The following is a 15,054-nucleotide window of genomic DNA, read 5'->3' as shown; positions in this document are numbered from 1 at the left end:
CTCTCACAGATCAGACCCTCACGTTCGTACGGCTGCGCGCGGCGAACGCCACGGCGCCGGCGATGAGCAGCACGAGCCCGACGCCGACGATCCCGGCCACGCCGACCGGGATGCCGCCCACCTCACCGTAGTCGGCCAGCGCCCACGACCCGAACGCGTGGTCGGCCGCCTGGTCGCCGAAGCCCTTGTTCTCGGCCACGGCCTCCAGCCCGTCGGGGTCGGAGGCGGCGAAGAAGGACACCACGCCGGCCAGCACCAGGGTCAGCCCGATCCCGCCCAGCAGGAACGGCTTGAGCGCGCGCGGCCGGGCCGCCGGCGCCGGCTCGTCCACGGTCGTGGTGGCGCCGTCGGCCCCCTTGAGCACCAGCGGCCTGGCCAGCCCGCGGGCGCCGTACACCAGGTCGGGCCGCACGGCCAGCACGGCGGCGACGGTGGTGGCGGTGATCAGCGCCTCGCCGATGCCGATCAGCACGTGCACGCCGCCCATGGCCGCGGCCACGGCCGACACCTCGATGGGCGCGGTGCCGCCGATCCAGAACAGCACGGAGAACACCAGCGCCGAGGCCGGCACCGAGACCAGCGCCCCGAGGAAGGCCCCGAGCGTCACGCCGCCCCGGCCCCTGGCCATCGCGGTGACCAGCCGGAAGACGCCCCACCCGACCAGCACGGTGACGATGCCCATGATGGTGATGTTGACGCCCAGCGCGGTCAGCCCGCCGTCGGCGAAGAACACCGCCTGCACCAGCAGCACCACGGCCATGCAGAGCACCCCTGTGTAGGGCCCCACGAGTATCGCCGCCAGCGCGCCGCCCAGCAGGTGGCCGCTGGTGCCCGCCGCGACGGGGAAGTTCAGCATCTGGACCGCGAAGATGAAGGCCGCCACGAGCCCCGCCATGGGCGCGGTCCGGTCGTCCAGCTCGCGGCGGGCGCCCCGCAGGCAGACCGCTACCCCGGCGGCCGCCACCGCTCCGGCGGAGACGGATGTAGCTGCGTTGAAGAAGCCATCGGGTACGTGCACGGCAACGCCTCCAGAAGGACGAACAAATCCTCCTCACTTTAGAGCATCGCCTTGCACCTGCACATAGGTGGCAATTACTGAAGGAGCTTCCTGAGGATCGTTCGCGGCGCCAGCCGGCGCACGACCGTGCTCAGCCGTCCCTTGCCCGAGGTCGCGTACGGCCGCACGCTGCGCAGCAACGCCGCGCCCCGCCACCTGCGCGGGCCGGCGACCGTGTCGGCGTCGGTCTCGATCCTGAACAGCGCGGGCGGTCCGCCGAGGTCGAGCTCCAGGTAGGCGTCCCAGGTGCCGGGCGGGAGCCGGCCCACCGCCGGCCTGGCCGCGAACCCGCCCCCGGGCAGCGCCGTCACGCGCTCGGCGCGCTCGCGGCCGGTACGCCGTTCGCGCCAGACGATCTGCCTGATCGCCGCGCTCTCGGGCACCTGCCCGGCCACGCTGACCTCGCCGTGCACGACGAGCCGATGGCCGAGCCCCCACCTGGTCCGCTCCAGCCGGACGGTGCCGGGCACGGCGACGACGTGGCCGCCGACGTCGATGCTCAGGTTGCCGTTGTCCCTGGTGAAGTACGGCAGGGTCACCACGCCGCCGATCAGGCGGGGCTGCGGCCGGGTGACGCCGTTGTCGCGGTCGGCGCCCAGCCTGCCGTGGCGCACCACCCCCTCCAGCTCGACCGCCACCCGCAGGTCCCAGATGCCGGAGGCCAGCGCGGCGGCCTCCACCCGGGCGGTGAACTCCGCGCCCTGCCGCTCGGCCGGGACGACCAGCTCGCCGTGCGGGTCGTTGCGGGGGCGCAGCACCAGGGCCACGCCGTCGTCCTGGCTGATGCCCTCCAGCCCGGCCGTGCCGGTCACCACCAGGTGGTCCTCCTCCCAGCGCAGCCCGGTCAGCCGCCGCCGCACGGTGGCGCTCTCGATGCGGGCCAGCCGGACCAGGCGGTCGACGTCGCCGAGCGCGGCCACGCGCTGCCTGTCGATGCTGTTGAGCCGGTCGTGCACGCCCGGCGTGAACCACTCGTCGCACAGCGCCGCGACCTCCTGGGCGATCTCCTTGCGGCGCACGTCGTCGCTCTCCAGGAACACCGCGCCGAGCTGGCTGAAGGCGTCGAGCCTGAAGTGCCGGCGCAGCAGGTGGTCGCGCAGCGGGCCGGGCTCGACGTGCCGGGCCATGAGCCGGATGGGCCGCCGGATCATCGTCAGCCAGGCGACCGGGTCGCGGCTGCCCGCCTGCTGCATGATGCTGCTGCCGTCGGCCCTGGAGACCAGGTGGTAGCAGTCGTAGTCGGCGACCACCGAGATCACGCCGGCGTGGCAGTAGGCGTGCACGGTGAACATGATGTCCTCGCCGACCAGCATGTCCTCGGCGAAGCGGATGCCGTGGCGCTCGACCATCTCCCGCCTGAACAGCTTGAAGCAGCTCAGGCTGTTGTAGACGTTGCTGTCGGCGAGGGTCAGGCGCTCGGCGTTCTGCTGGAACATCGACGCGGGGGCCCGCCTGCCGTGGCCCACGATCTTGCCGAGCACGATGTCGGAGCCGTTCCTGTCGGCCATGGCGACCATGCGTTCCAGCGCCTCGGGGCCGAGGTGGTCGTCGGCGTCGCAGAAGAAGACGTACCGGCCGGTGGCGTGGGCGAGGCCGACGTTGCGCGGCCGGCCGGCGCCGCCCGACCCCTCGATGTGCACGACCTTGACGCTGGACTGGTGGTAGGCGGCGTAGAGGTCGAGGAGCTCGGCGCCGCCGTCGGTGGAGCCGTCGTCGACGACGATGATCTCCTTCTTCACCCGTTGCACGAGCGCCGAGGTGAGACACCTGTCCAGATAGGGACGGCAGTTGTGCACCGGGATGACGACGCTGACGTCGACCGTCTCGTCGTTGTTACCCGCCGCCGACATCGCCACCACTGCCGTCACCTCGGAGTCACGTTGCGCCGCCATGTCGTTTCAGTATGTGACGAACGCCCGTCGCCGCGGGGGGCGATCGGCCGTCTTGGAGTCACCTATTTGCCGACCCCGGCGATTCGTTGCATTCTTCGGATAGACCCCACAGATGGCTCTAATCAGCACATTCACCGGGGACCGAATGAGTTTCAGGGGAAAATCCTCGACCTGCCAGAGGAAGAAAACTCTCCGCCGGGATCAGGGACCTACTCCGTGGGCGTCTCAGGTCATCCTCCGGCGGGGTACACACGTCTACAGTTAGGCAACCTTGACCGGGGAGGTGGCGGTAATGGCATCGAATCTTCGCTGGCATCGGGCGGGCGGCACGGGCATGGGCAAGGCCGACTTCGCTCGTTCCTCAGCGCGCCTGACGGAGCTCTTCCAGTGCTCGGCGATGCTGCGACGTACGCGGATGCGGGCCGAGGAGATCGTGGACGAGGCCCGCGCGCTGCTGGCCGAGGCCGAGGCCGAGGAGCTCGCCGACCCCGATCGCATCGAACGTCTGCGCGGCCAACTGGAACAGGCGCGGGCTTCCTACTCCAAGGTTCTGACCGCATATGTCACCATCTGTCGCAGGATCAACCAGGAGCGGCAGGAGATTCTGGCGATGCAGATGGACATCGAGTTGAACCGCGATTCCGGCCTTTCGGGAGTCGCCTGACGATTTGCCCGGGACAATTCCCGGATCCCTTGACCGAATGACTTCCCCTCCCTCCGGTCCGCGCCTCCCCTGAGAACGTTTCAGATAGATGTGAACCTATGTGACACCTGAGACGTCTTTTGTTCAGGGAGGCCCACCATGCGCGTCCTTGACGGTCTGGCGTCGCCGGACCTGGAGGAGCTCAACCTGGAGCTGATCCTGGTCGCGGCGCTGCACGAAGAGGCGGAAAGGCTAGCCGCCGAATGAACGGGCTCCAGCTCCCCGGCCCCGCCGGGGAGCTGGAGCAGGGGGCCGCGGCGTAGGATCACGGATCATGCTGCGCTGCGCCATCCTCGACGACTACCAGGGCGTGGCCCTCGGGCTGGCCGACTGGTCGCGGGTCCGGGCCACGAGCTTCCGGGCCCACTTCACCAGCCAGGACGAGCTGGTGGCGGCCCTGGCGGACTTCGAGATCGTGGTCGTCATGCGGGAGCGCACCCCGTTCGGCGCCGAGCTGTTCGAGCGGCTGCCGCGGCTGCGCCTGCTGATCACCACGGGCATGCGCAACGCCTCCGTCGACCTCGACGCCGCCCGCGCCCGCGGGGTCACCGTGTGCGGCACCGGCAGCGCCGCCACCCCGCCGGCCGAGCTGACCTGGGCGCTCATCCTCGGCCTGGCCCGCCACCTGGTGCCCGAGGCCACGGCGATGCGCTCCGACGGCCCGTGGCAGAGCACCGTCGGCATGGACCTGCACGGCGGGACGCTCGGGCTGCTCGGCCTCGGCAAGATCGGGGCGCAGATGGCCCGCATCGGGCAGGCGTTCGGCATGGACGTCATCGCCTGGAGCCAGAACCTGACCGCGGCGCGCGCCGGGGAGCTGGGCGTGCGGGCGGTGGCCAAGGAGGAGCTGTTCGCCGAGTCCGACGTCGTCTCCGTCCATCTCGTGCTGAGCGAGCGCACCCGCGGGCTGGTCGGCGCGCGTGAGCTGGCGTTGATGCGGCCCAGCGCCTACCTGGTCAACACCTCGCGGGCGGCCATCGTCGACCAGGCCGCGCTGGCGTCGGCGCTGCGCGAGGGGCTGATCGCGGGGGCCGGGCTCGACGTGTTCGAGACCGAGCCGCTGCCCGCCGGACACGAGCTGCGCAAACTGCCCAACGTGCTGGCCACCCCCCATCTCGGGTACGTCACCGGCGGCAACTACGAGACCTACTTCCGCGACGCCGTGCAGGACATCGACGCGTTCCTGACCGGCGCGCCGATCCGCGTCCTGACCTGACCCGGCTCACCACGGCTCACTCCGCCTTGGTCCTGGCGCGGAAGGCGGCGGTCTTGACGCGGTTCTGGCAGGCCGTGGAGCAGAAGCGGCGGGTGCCGTTGCGGGAGACGTCCACGTAGACGCGGTCGCAGTGGGGGGCGGTGCAGACGCCGAGCCGGTCGCTGAACTCGCTGCCGAGCACGATCGCGAGCCCGGTCGAGCAGCTCGCCGCCCAGTCGCCCGCCACCGAGCCGCCGGGGCCGTGGAAGTGCAGGTGCCACGGCTCGCCGTCGTGGCGTTCGAGCATCGGCCGGGCCCTGCTCTCCTCCAGCAGCGCGTTCGTGGCCATGGCGGCGGCGTCTACGTCGCCGTCCGCCACCGCGCGGAACACCACGCGCAGCCGGGCCGCGACCTCGGCCAGCTCGGCGGCGTCGGCCGCGCCGATCCCGCGGTGGCCGGAATAGACGCCGGCCAGGGCGCCGGAGGCGGCCGCGGCGAGGTCGTCAGGGACGGGGAAGTCGCGCCCGCGCTGCTCGCCCGGGGTCAGCGCGTTGACCAGCGCCACCGCGACCCGGACGATCGCATCTGTGTGACTGTTGTAATCCACTTGACCGGTTACACCTTCGCGTTCTAAGTTGTGACTGCTCAAATCTTAGACGACAGTCACAGGGGAGATCTGATGCTCACTCAGGACACCGCGCTGGCATGGATCGAGCGTTGGGACCGTCAGCAGGAGGGCTACCTGCCCGACCGGGAGGCCCGCTTCACCGCGCTGATCGACGCGGTCGAGGCGCTGGGCCGGCCGGACCCCGTGGTCATCGACCTGGGGTGCGGGCCGGGGTCGTTGTCCGCCCGGCTGCTCGAACGCCTGCCCTCGGCCACCGTGATCGCCGTCGACGCCGACCCGCTGCTGCTGGGGCTCGGCCGGGCCGCCTACCCGGGGCTGCGGTTCGTCTCGGCCGATCTGCGCACCGGCGGGTGGACCAGGGCACTCGGCCTCGACCGTCCGGCCGACGCCGCCGTCAGCACCACCGCGCTGCACTGGATCTCGCCCGAGGAGCTTCAGGAGACGTACGCCGAGCTGGCCGGCGTCCTGCGTCCTGGCGGGATCCTGCTCAACGGCGACCACATGGACTCCTCCTCCCCCACCCTGGCCCGGCTGGAGCGGGCGGTGCACCAGCGCGAGACCGACCGCGTCTTCGGCGACCGCCGGCCCGAGGACTGGCGCGCCTGGTGGGACGCCATCGCCGCCGACCCCGCCTTCGCCGGCCTCAGCCAGGAGCGCAGCACGGCCGGCGCGTCCCATCACGGCTCGGAGTCCCACCTGGTCGAGCAGCACGTCAGCGCGCTGACCAAGGCCGGGTTCGGCGAGATCGGCACGTTGTGGCAGCGCGGGAACAACCGCCTGCTGTGCGCCGTGCGAAGCTGACCCGCACCGCCATCCGGCGGGCGCAGGCAGGCGAGACGTGGTTTCCTGTAGGTCATGGACGAGTCGCAAGTCACCCGCTACCTGGACAGATTCGGAGCGTCCCGGCCGGTGCCGCCGGACGTCCACGGCCTGCGGGCCCTGCAGCTCGCGCACCTGCGGGCGGTGCCGTTCGAGAACCTGAGCATCCACCTCGGCGAGCCGATCTCCCTCGCTCCCGACGCGCTGTTCGACAAGCTCGTCACCCGCCGCCGCGGCGGCTTCTGTTACGAGCAGAACGGCCTGTTCGCCGCGCTGCTCACCGCGCTCGGCTACCGGGTGACGCTGCTCGCGGCGCGGGTGTTCGGCGGCGGCCGGCCGGGGCCGCTGTTCGACCACCTCGCGCTCCGCGTCGACCTCGACGAGCCCTGGCTGGTGGACGTCGGCTTCGGCGACTTCGCCGACGAGCCGCTGCGGATCGACGAGCGCGGCGAGCAGAAGGACGGCGCCGGGGTGTTCCAGATCGTGCCCGCTCCCGGCGAGCACGGCGATCTCGACGTGTCGCACAACGGCGAGCCCGCCTACCGGCTCACCGCGCGGCCGTACGAGCTGGCCGACTTCGTGCCGACCTGCTGGTGGCAGGCGACCTCGCCGGACTCGCACTTCACCAGGTCACCGGTGTGCTCGATCCGCACGGCGGAGGGGCGTACCACGATCAGCGGGCGCAAGCTGATCGTCACCACGCAGGGCGAGCGCGCCGAGCGCATCCTGAACGAGAACGAGCTGCTTCCGGCGTACCGGGAGCACTTCGGCGTCACGCTCGACCGGGCGCCGGCCGCGGGCGCCTGACCCCGCCGAGGTCGCGCCGGCTGTACTACGGTGGCCGGCCATGGCCGACTACATCTCGCCCGTCTTCTACGATCTGCTCGCCGTGCGCAGCCACGTACCGGGCGTGCGCGAGAAGTTGCCGTCCCTGCTGGCCGGGGTTCGCCGCGGCATCCTGGAGATAGGCGCGGGAACCGGCCTGATCACCACGTCCCTGGCCGAGTGGACGCCCGCCGAGGTCTTCGCGCTGGAACCCTCGGCCACGATGCGGGCGCTGCTGCTCTCCCGCCTGGCCGAACGGCCCGACCTGCTCGAACGGGTCACCGTGCTGCCCTGCGACGCCCTGGGCCTCGAGCTCGACGAGCCGGTCGAGGCCATGGTGATGATCAACGTGTTGTACGCCCTGGAGCCCGGTTACCGCAGGCGGCTCTGGCCCGTCCTGGCCGGCCACCTGGAGCCCGGCGGGCTTCTCGTGTTCACCTGGCGCGACGGCGGCCCGCCGAAGCCGCGCCCCATGCGGCACCTGGACTCCCGCCGGGTGGGCCGCCACACGTACACCGTCTCGTCCGAGATCGTGGAGTCGGACGACGAGCGCGCCACGTGCCGCTACCTCTACCGGATCATCGAGGGAGAGAAGGTGCTCAGCGAGGAAGAGCTCGTCGGGCACGCCTACCGTCCCGCCTGGGAAACCCTTCGGGACGAACTCGTGAGCGCGGGATTCGTCCGGGCCGCCGCCCCCGACGGCCTCCTGGCCTGGCGACGCACCTGAACTCCCTCCCGGGCGGGCCTCAGTCGTCGCTCCAGACGTACCAGCGTCCGTCGAAGTGGCGGTACGAGCCTGACCCGTCGACGTCGGGCTCACCGTCCGCGCTCCAGGCGAATCCGTAACTGCCGAAGAATCCCGCGTCCTTGATCATGAATCCGAAGGCCCCGCGGGAGCCTTCCAGATACTTGACGGGATAAAGCCCGATCCATCGCTGCTTCCCCGGCGGCGTGCCCTCTGACACCGTCTGCGCGATGTGCTCAAGACCGCCACGCGACAACTCGAACCGCACCCTCATCGGCGCGCCGATGTAGACCAGCGCCCCCGTCAGAGCCACCACCAAGAGCGGCACGCCCCAGAACGGCCAGTGACGGCGTAACGTCACCACTCGCTCCCGCCGGATCAGAACGCCACCCAGCATGACGAGCCAAGCAACGCCGAACAACACCCACCCGGCGCCGGCGGCCATCAACCACGGAAAATGCCAACCGGGAACGCTGGTGGCATAAAGCGTCCCCAGCCCCAGCACAACAGCAATCGCTCCCCATGCCCTGTCCCCGACCCCCGTGGAAGCCTCCGCACCGGACGAGCGCGGACGCAAGGGCCGCCCTTTATTCATCCGCGAAATCACCAGTCGGCACCCGATCGTTACGAGATATCGCCCATCCGCCCAGCATCGCTCTCTTACTCTTTCCTCTGCTATATCCACGAAAATGAAGGACATCGATGAAGCTCTTCTTCGCGGGCCTCGCGACCACGGCCGCGGTCGTGTGCGCGGCGGCCGTACCCGCTCAGGCCGCGTCCCCGGCAACCGCGCAGGCCGCCCCCGCGGACGCGGTGAAAGCCCTGAAAGCCCAACTACTACCAGGCAAGGGCGTGAAGATCACTGAATTAAACAGCATCACCCTCGATTTCACCGTCGACGACCAATCGATGCAGGTGCAGGTGACCACCCGCACCCATGGCACGCTGGCGTTCGGCAGGGGCAAGGTGGCGGCTGCCGACCTGCGGGTGCGCATGTCGTCGCGCCAGAAGGAGTTCGAGCCTCCCTACCGGGTCGTCGCCGAAGGCAGGAACGCCTACGTGACCAACCCCGGCATCGCCAAGGCGTTGCCCGCCGGGCGTTCCTGGATCGGCTCGCGGACCAGCGAGCGCGAGAACTCCATCCTCGACACGGGCGTCACCCCGGCGGACCTGAAGTTCATGCTGGACCACTCCTCCGAGGTGGCGCCTGGCGAATACCAGGGCACCTCCACCCTCGCCGCCTATCGGCACAACAAGTCGGCCGGTGAGGGCAGCGCCGAGTTCCACCTGTACTTCGACAAGAACAACCTGCTCACCCGCGCGGTCGTCGACTCGGCCCCCGTCCCGGACGACGACGAACGTGGCCAGATGACCTTCCACACCGACACCCGTTTCTCCAACTGGGGCGCCAAGGTGCGGATCACCGCACCGGCGGCCGGCAAGGTCATCAACGAGAAGAAGCTCACCCCGAACACCCGCAGGGCCGTCATCAAGGCCGGCTACCCGGAACCCGGCCCCTTCTGACCACCCGCCACCGGGCCCAGCACCACCGAGGCGGGGCCGCCCCCGCAGCCCCGCCCGCCATTCGGTGACCTTCTCCGGACGAAGCCCGGCGGCGAACAGCCAGTGGCGGCCCACGACAAAGGAGCGCTGTTCTGGCTGCTCCACGAGAGCTGACGCGGTGCAGACGGTGAGCTGAAATTGCTCCTCGCCTGGCTCCCTCCGAGGATCGACATACATTTCCAGAAGTTTGCAGGCATGGGCGGGGTCATCGATACTCAGCGTTTCTCCGGAAGCCGTTTCGGTGACATCGCGGGAACTTACTAATGGGGTTCGACCTCTGAGAGGAGGTGAGACGTCCCGCATATTCAGGCTTACTGGTCACCGCATTAGTGGTCACGCTCACCGCCGGTACAGGCGGTTGCTCGGCACATATCTCGGAATCGGCGTCACGACCCACTGACCTTCCTCCGGTGCCGGCCTTGCCGGCGGCCGAGGACGTCTGGCCCGAGGCGTTCTTCTCGGTGCCCCGCTGGTTCAGCGACACCCGTGACGTTCAGCCACTGGCGATGCTCAGCAAGCACGAGGTGCTCATGGCCGACCCCGGCGAGCACCGTCCGATCCTAGTGAACTACGACCGGCGGACCGGCAGGCACAAACTGTTGGGCACCGTCCCCGAGAACGTGGCGCGTTACCACCGGATCGAGAACGTGACCGTCAGCGATTCGCAGATCGCGTGGATCGCCGCGGTCCGCCACCCCGACCGGACGAGCCCCGAGTTGCAGCTGTGGACGATGCCGATCACCGGCGGTCAGATCCGTTTCGGCGGCGCGGGCGGCAGCGAGTGGGCGGCGTGCCCGTTGCTGAGCGGCCGGCCCCTGTCGCGCCCGCCCCCAACCGGCCCGCGGGCCGAGATGGTCATCTGTACCGCCTGGAGATCGTGGGCGACCAGATCGTCTGGTGGCACGACAGGGGAGGCGCCGTCTACCGCGTCCCCCTCGCCGGCGGAACTCCGGCCCTGATGGGCTCCGGCCACCTCTCCACCTGGCCCTGGGGTGCACGACGGCAAGAACACCGTCACCAACGTCGTCACCGGCGAGAAACGCTCCGCCGAAAAGGTCGACGGCACCGACCGGCGCTGCGGGCCCGACTGGTGTGTCAGCGGCGTCGCCCGCGCAGCCGGCCGGCTCACGCAGGTGATCGTGCAACGCCGGGACGGCTCACGACGCAGCGTCCTCCCCGGCGGGTTCCGCAGAAACCCTCTCTTCCACGACAGGTTCGGGTTCTTCGATCCGCCGAAGGTCGTCGGCGAGGGCTCTTCCATCTCCACAGCCCGGATCGGAACGCTGGAGAACGGCAGCGTGATCTATGACCGTTGCGCCGACACGTCCGCTGTGCTGCAACCGAAGGAGGGCAAGCCGGCCGAGGGTGAGCTGACCGTTCAGGTCGGCGGCTCCCTCTCCGGCGGCCCGCTGTTGTTCTGGCGGGACGACGCCCGCAAGCGGTACATGGTCATGGATCTGGCCGCCATCCCCAAGCAGGCATGCTGACCGTCATCCAACTCGCCAACGGACACGTCCGTGCGACACACGCCTACCGACTGCAGACCCTTTCCTGTCGGTGCCGGCTGCCAGCATGACGACATGCCCTTGCAGCCCCCCGACGTCTCCTGGCTCCGCGGCGAGTACGCCGAGGAGTGCTACAGCTTCATCTACGTGCGGACCACGCCCGAACAGGTGGTCGCGCGCCTCGGCGGCCGCTGGGAGGACTTCACGCCGGGCCCCTTCCCCGAAGGCCCGGATGCCTACTCGGCCCCGGGGGCCCCTGTCGGCGTCACCTCCATCGGCGACTGGACGTTCCTCTTCGACCCCGACTGGCTCGGCACCTGCGAAGACCTGATCACCGAGCTGTCCAGGGGCACCCGCCTGGTCTCCCAGGCCGCACTCGGCGTCAAGGACCTCGACTACTTCTACTGGTGCGAGGACGGCGAGATCAGGTTCGGCTGGGGCGGCGACGACGGCTTCCTGACGGAAGTGCCCGCCGAACTCGCGGGCACGATGGAGGAGATCGACAGGCTCTACCCGTCGCTTCCCCGCCTCTACAGAGGCCCGGCCTTCCTGCTCGTCGAGCACCTGACCGGCATCAGGATGACGGAGCACCTGCTGGAGAGCTCCAGGTTCAGATGGGGCGTCATCCCACCTGCGACCAGGCCCTGAAGTCGGCTGGAAAACCGAGTCGCTCCCGAAGCGCCCGCACCTTGCCGGGGTCATGTGCCCGCATCTCCCCTCAAGGCGGGATGTTGTGTCACCATGATCGCCTCGTGGTGCGGCAAAGGAGGCTGTTTGGTCGTCTTCTCCTGTGCGTCATGCGGCGCCGTACTGACCGCGCGGGTGGCGCGGGTGGCGCTCCCCGACCACTCCGGCCAGAAGTACGGCCATGACCTGCTCCCCGGTCTGCTGGAGCCGGGAACATACGTCGTGGACCCTGGAGATGGCCGTCCAACAGCCCCTTGGGTGCCCGAACCGGAAGATCACGGCGTCCGGCTGATGATGTACCGCATCACGGGCCCTCCGGACAGGATCGGGATCGCGCCGGGCGACGTCCGCGGAACCGTCTGTATCCCGGATCGGTTGGGCGGCTGCTGTTGCGGCTGGGACGGCCAGTACGGTCCCAACCTGGCCTGCGCCCAGTGCGGCTGCCCGGTGGCGACCCGCGTCGACGACTGCGGGTTCTGGCAGGTGGTGTGGCTGGAACCGGACGCCGTGCGTCCCGTCGCCGTCGCCGGCCCCGTCCAGCGGGTGATGGATTGGACGGAACTGCCGAGCACGCCGCCCGTCGATCCGCGGGGCTCACATCGCCGATGGCACCCTGGACGACTACGAGGACACGGTACGACTGCACCTGAAGCCAGGACTGGGCCGTCACAAGCTGACCAAGCTCACCGTGCCCCAAGTCGATGCCTTGTGGCAGGCCAAGCGCAAGGCGGGGTACAAGGCGAACAGCATTCGGAACATGCGGGCCGTGCTCCGTAAGGCCCTCGGCCAGGCAGAGCGGGAAGGCCTGGTCCTGCGCAACGTCGCAGCGCTGTCCATGCCTCCGCGCGTCCCGGTCGAAGAGGGCCGGACGCTCACGGTGGAGGAGGGCAAGATGCTCCTCGGCACAGCCGCCGATCACCGCATGGGAGTCCTCGTCCTCCTGGCCCTCGTCTTCGGACTGCGTCGCGGCGAAGCACTCGGACTCATGTGGAACGCCTTCGACCCGGATGCCCGTACCCTTCGCGTCACCCACTCCGTCAAACGACTCAAGAACCGCGACCCGAACGCCACCACCAAGACCCGCATCGTGATCAGCGAACTCAAGACCAGGCGATCACGCCGTATCCTCTGCCTCACTCCCGAGCTGGTCGAGGCGATCAAACGGCACAAGGCCGCGCACAACCAGGAACGTCTCAAGGCCGGCGAGAGCTGGACAGAGCACGGGCTGATGTTCCCAACAGCTTTCGGCAACCCGTCCGACCCGGACACCTTCTCGCACCTGTTTATCCCGGCTGGCCAGGAAAGCGGGCCTCGGCCACTGGCACCCCCACGAGCTTCGCCACTCCGGCGCATCGCTCATGCTCGCCCAAGGCACACCGCTGCACGTCGTGTCCGAAGTCCTCGGCCACGCCAGCATCTCGATCACCAAGGACGTCTACGGCCACCTGCTGGAGGGCGACCGGCGCGCGGCCACGGAGGCCATCTCCAGCGCCCTCCTGGGCGGACAGCCCCCGGTGGCTCCCAAGGTGGCTCCCAAAGACACCGAAGACACCGGTTGAAGATCGGAAAGCAGAAGGCCCCTGACGGCGTAATGCCTGCTCAGGGGCCTTTCGCTCGCAGAGCCGACGAGGGGAATCGAACCCCTGACCTTCTGTTTACAAGACAGATGCTCTGCCGATTGAGCTACGTCGGCACGGCCTACCAGTGTAGACGCTAGCGGCGCCTGTGACGAGCGACCTCGTACAGAGCCACACCGGCGGCGACCCCTGCGTTGAGGGATTCCGCGGCGGCCTGCATGGGGATGCGGACGACCACGTCGCACTGCTCTCGGACCAACCGGCCGAGGCCTTTCCCTTCGGAGCCCACCACGACCACGAGCGGCTCGGCGAGGAGGTCGGCGTCGCCGATGTCGATCTTGCCGGCGCCGTCGAGGCCGACGATGAAGAGGCCGGCTTCGCGGTATTCGCGGAGGGCGGCCGTCAGGTTGGAGGCGCGGGCGACGCGCAGCGTGGCGAGCGTGCCGGCCGACGTCTTCCAGGCGCCACCCGTCACCCCGGCCGAGCGGCGGGACGGGATGAGCAGGCCGTGCGCCCCGAACGCGGTGGCGGAGCGGGCGATGGCGCCCAGGTTGCGCGGGTCGGTGACCGAGTCGAGCGCCACGATCAGCGGGACCTCGGCCGCGTCGTGGGCTAGTTCGACCAGCTCGGACGGGTGCGCATAGTCGTAGGCGGGAATCTGGAGCGCGATGCCCTGGTGGACGACGCCCTCCGTCATCCGGTCGAGCTTGTCGCGGGTGACTTCGAGCAGCGCGATGCCGCGCTCCGCCGCGATCTTGATGGAGTCGCGTACGCGGTCGTCGTTCTCGACGCGCTGGGCTACGTAGAGGGCGTTGGCGGGGACCCCCGCCTGCAGGGCCTCCAGCACCGGGTTACGGCCGCCGATGTATTCGGGGGCGTCCTCGGAACGCTTCTGCCGGGCCGGGCCGCTGCCCGGACGGCGCGACTCGCCGCCGCGATCCTCCCTGGCGATGCGCTCGGACCTGGCCTTGTCCTTGTACCAGTGGCGCATCTCGGCAGGCGGCGTCGCGCCCCTGCCCTCGAGCGACCGGCGCTTCTGGCCCCCGGTGCCCTTGGAGGGACCCTTCTTCTTCGCGGGCCTGCCCGATGCCCTTCCGCCTGCTGCCATGCCATCAAGGGTATCGGCCCGCCGACCCACCCGATCCCGCCGGGCAATCCCCCACCCGATCCCTCCAAGAAGCGCGAATCCGGCCACGCGACAGAGGTCCGCTTCCAGAAAGGACGTGTCCGGGTCACGCGGCAGAGGTCCGATTCGCAGGGAGGACGTGTCCGTGTGACGCGGCAGAGCTGCCATCCGCCGGTAGCTCCCAACCGGTCACGACTCCCAAGCCCCCAGAGCAGGAAGACCGATCGAGCCTCCAGGGAGGCACAATCCAGCCCCACCGCAAATCCTCAGCCGCCGGAGGGCCAGGAGTCACACGGTAGGTGCCCTTCCTCTGGGTAAGGCCAATCCGGTCACGCCGTAGAAGACGCAGTCTAGGAAGAGCGGCCGCAGGAACAGCGGTCCCCAGAAAGAGCGATCCGTGGAAGAGCGATCCCTAGAGAAGCGGACCCAGGAGGGCCGGCTCTGAAGATCGGCCCAAAACAACGGTCCCTGGAAAGCCGCCCGACGGGCGCGCGGCCAGCCCCTGGAAGAACGGTAGAGCGCGATCGTAAGAAAACCTGCATGCCCATGGCAGAGACGCTGCAGGAGGACAAGGCACATGCCTTCTACGGCCAGCCAGCACACCCATCGAGCCGTCTGCCTCACCCTGGCGCGCACGTAGCGCCCCGCTCACAGCCCCAGCGCGGCGTCTCGCGCAAGCACCTCACCACAAAGGCTTCACTCACCCCATCGGGCCGCACGCGGAACGGCGGC

The 15,054-nt window shown here is 69.7% G+C and carries 14 protein-coding genes, 1 tRNA gene and 2 pseudogenes; 10 read left to right on the top strand and 7 right to left on the bottom strand.

All coding sequences use genetic code 11. From position 1 onward, the window contains the following. Positions 1 to 10 precede the first annotated feature (10 nt). Positions 11 to 1,018, bottom strand: a complete 1,008-nt coding sequence (locus ACIBST_RS20125; RefSeq protein ID WP_397173442.1) for an energy-coupling factor ABC transporter permease — start codon at positions 1,016 to 1,018, stop codon at positions 11 to 13. 74 nt (positions 1,019 to 1,092) lie between these two features. Next, complete coding sequence (locus ACIBST_RS20120) at positions 1,093 to 2,949, bottom strand: glycosyltransferase family 2 protein (RefSeq protein WP_397173440.1); 1,857 nt, start codon at positions 2,947 to 2,949, stop codon at positions 1,093 to 1,095. Between the two features lie 271 nt (positions 2,950 to 3,220). Here ACIBST_RS20120 and ACIBST_RS20115 point away from each other — a divergent pair, with 271 nt between their 5' ends. Both ACIBST_RS20115 and ACIBST_RS20110 read left to right on the top strand, forming a co-directional pair. Then, positions 3,221 to 3,613, top strand: a complete 393-nt coding sequence (locus tag ACIBST_RS20115; protein ID WP_397173438.1) for a hypothetical protein — start codon at positions 3,221 to 3,223, stop codon at positions 3,611 to 3,613. A gap of 313 nt (positions 3,614 to 3,926) precedes the next feature. Further along, positions 3,927 to 4,868, top strand: coding sequence for a D-2-hydroxyacid dehydrogenase family protein (locus ACIBST_RS20110; protein ID WP_397173436.1), 942 nt, complete (start codon positions 3,927 to 3,929; stop codon positions 4,866 to 4,868). A 16-nt stretch (positions 4,869 to 4,884) separates the two neighbouring features. Here the strand turns inward: ACIBST_RS20110 and ACIBST_RS20105 are convergent, their stop codons facing one another. Next, the gene (locus tag ACIBST_RS20105; protein ID WP_397173434.1) at positions 4,885 to 5,454 is read right to left on the bottom strand and encodes a CGNR zinc finger domain-containing protein; all 570 of its coding nucleotides are present in this window, start codon (positions 5,452 to 5,454) and stop codon (positions 4,885 to 4,887) included. Positions 5,455 to 5,526: 72 nt separating this feature from the next. Between ACIBST_RS20105 and ACIBST_RS20100 the strand changes: the two genes are divergently transcribed. The 3 genes from ACIBST_RS20100 to ACIBST_RS20090 are packed head-to-tail and all read left to right on the top strand — an operon-like array spanning position 5,527 to position 7,846. Further along, positions 5,527 to 6,276 carry a class I SAM-dependent methyltransferase gene (locus ACIBST_RS20100; protein WP_397173432.1) on the top strand — a complete coding sequence of 250 codons (750 nt, stop codon included), beginning with the start codon at positions 5,527 to 5,529 and terminating at the stop codon, positions 6,274 to 6,276. Between the two features lie 54 nt (positions 6,277 to 6,330). After that, on the top strand, positions 6,331 to 7,101 hold the full coding sequence (locus tag ACIBST_RS20095; RefSeq protein ID WP_397173430.1) for an arylamine N-acetyltransferase: 771 nt from the start codon (positions 6,331 to 6,333) through the stop codon (positions 7,099 to 7,101). A gap of 40 nt (positions 7,102 to 7,141) precedes the next feature. Then, positions 7,142 to 7,846, top strand: coding sequence for a class I SAM-dependent methyltransferase (locus tag ACIBST_RS20090; protein WP_397173428.1), 705 nt, complete (start codon positions 7,142 to 7,144; stop codon positions 7,844 to 7,846). Positions 7,847 to 7,865: 19 nt separating this feature from the next. On the opposite strand, the gene ACIBST_RS20085 is transcribed toward ACIBST_RS20090, so the two are convergent. Next, a complete protein-coding gene (locus tag ACIBST_RS20085; protein ID WP_397173426.1) occupies positions 7,866 to 8,369 on the bottom strand; it encodes a hypothetical protein in 504 nt (167 codons plus the stop codon). 197 nt (positions 8,370 to 8,566) lie between these two features. On the opposite strand from ACIBST_RS20085, the gene ACIBST_RS20080 reads away from it, so the two are divergent. Then, positions 8,567 to 9,388 (top strand): hypothetical protein, encoded by an 822-nt coding sequence (locus ACIBST_RS20080; protein ID WP_397173562.1) that lies wholly within the window; start codon positions 8,567 to 8,569, stop codon positions 9,386 to 9,388. A gap of 72 nt (positions 9,389 to 9,460) precedes the next feature. On the opposite strand, the pseudogene ACIBST_RS20075 reads toward ACIBST_RS20080, so the two are convergent. After that, a pseudogene (locus tag ACIBST_RS20075) lies at positions 9,461 to 9,730 on the bottom strand (Imm8 family immunity protein); the annotation flags it as partial. Between the two features lie 107 nt (positions 9,731 to 9,837). Between ACIBST_RS20075 and ACIBST_RS20070 the strand changes: the two are divergent. The 4 genes and pseudogenes from ACIBST_RS20070 to ACIBST_RS20055 form a co-directional block, all read left to right on the top strand. Then, a complete protein-coding gene (locus ACIBST_RS20070; protein WP_397173424.1) occupies positions 9,838 to 10,386 on the top strand; it encodes a hypothetical protein in 549 nt (182 codons plus the stop codon). A gap of 33 nt (positions 10,387 to 10,419) precedes the next feature. Continuing rightward, a complete protein-coding gene (locus tag ACIBST_RS20065) occupies positions 10,420 to 10,914 on the top strand; it encodes a hypothetical protein (RefSeq protein ID WP_397173422.1) in 495 nt (164 codons plus the stop codon). A gap of 93 nt (positions 10,915 to 11,007) precedes the next feature. Continuing rightward, positions 11,008 to 11,580: a DUF6461 domain-containing protein gene (locus tag ACIBST_RS20060; protein WP_397173420.1), complete on the top strand. Its 573-nt coding sequence runs from the start codon at positions 11,008 to 11,010 to the stop codon at positions 11,578 to 11,580. Positions 11,581 to 12,896: 1,316 nt separating this feature from the next. Continuing rightward, a pseudogene (locus ACIBST_RS20055) lies at positions 12,897 to 13,178 on the top strand (tyrosine-type recombinase/integrase); the annotation flags it as partial. A gap of 61 nt (positions 13,179 to 13,239) precedes the next feature. Here the strand turns inward: ACIBST_RS20055 and ACIBST_RS20050 are convergent. Together ACIBST_RS20050 and rlmB are read right to left on the bottom strand one after the other, a co-directional pair. Next, a tRNA-Thr gene (locus ACIBST_RS20050) sits at positions 13,240 to 13,312 on the bottom strand. Between the two features lie 20 nt (positions 13,313 to 13,332). Beyond that, a complete protein-coding gene (gene rlmB / locus ACIBST_RS20045; RefSeq protein WP_397173418.1) occupies positions 13,333 to 14,304 on the bottom strand; it encodes a 23S rRNA (guanosine(2251)-2'-O)-methyltransferase RlmB in 972 nt (323 codons plus the stop codon). Positions 14,305 to 15,054 lie beyond the last annotated feature (750 nt).

Origin of the sequence: Nonomuraea sp. NPDC049684, from assembly GCF_044465345.1 — a bacterium.
In the GTDB taxonomy this organism is placed as follows: domain Bacteria; phylum Actinomycetota; class Actinomycetes; order Streptosporangiales; family Streptosporangiaceae; genus Nonomuraea.
Note: the sequence above shows the minus strand (reverse complement) of the source record. Positions and strands in the feature narration are given on the sequence as shown.

What these genes read in the sequence shown, in the direction of transcription:
- ACIBST_RS20120 (WP_397173440.1), bottom strand. Translation starts at nt 2,949, where the DNA reads ATGGCGGCGCAACGTGACTCCGAGGTGACGGCAGTGGTGGCGATGTCG.
- ACIBST_RS20110 (WP_397173436.1), top strand. Translation starts at nt 3,927, where the DNA reads ATGCTGCGCTGCGCCATCCTCGACGACTACCAGGGCGTGGCCCTCGGG.
- ACIBST_RS20100 (WP_397173432.1), top strand. Translation starts at nt 5,527, where the DNA reads ATGCTCACTCAGGACACCGCGCTGGCATGGATCGAGCGTTGGGACCGT.
- ACIBST_RS20095 (WP_397173430.1), top strand. Translation starts at nt 6,331, where the DNA reads ATGGACGAGTCGCAAGTCACCCGCTACCTGGACAGATTCGGAGCGTCC.
- ACIBST_RS20090 (WP_397173428.1), top strand. Translation starts at nt 7,142, where the DNA reads ATGGCCGACTACATCTCGCCCGTCTTCTACGATCTGCTCGCCGTGCGC.
- ACIBST_RS20080 (WP_397173562.1), top strand. Translation starts at nt 8,567, where the DNA reads ATGAAGCTCTTCTTCGCGGGCCTCGCGACCACGGCCGCGGTCGTGTGC.
- ACIBST_RS20060 (WP_397173420.1), top strand. Translation starts at nt 11,008, where the DNA reads ATGCCCTTGCAGCCCCCCGACGTCTCCTGGCTCCGCGGCGAGTACGCC.
- rlmB (WP_397173418.1), bottom strand. Translation starts at nt 14,304, where the DNA reads ATGGCAGCAGGCGGAAGGGCATCGGGCAGGCCCGCGAAGAAGAAGGGT.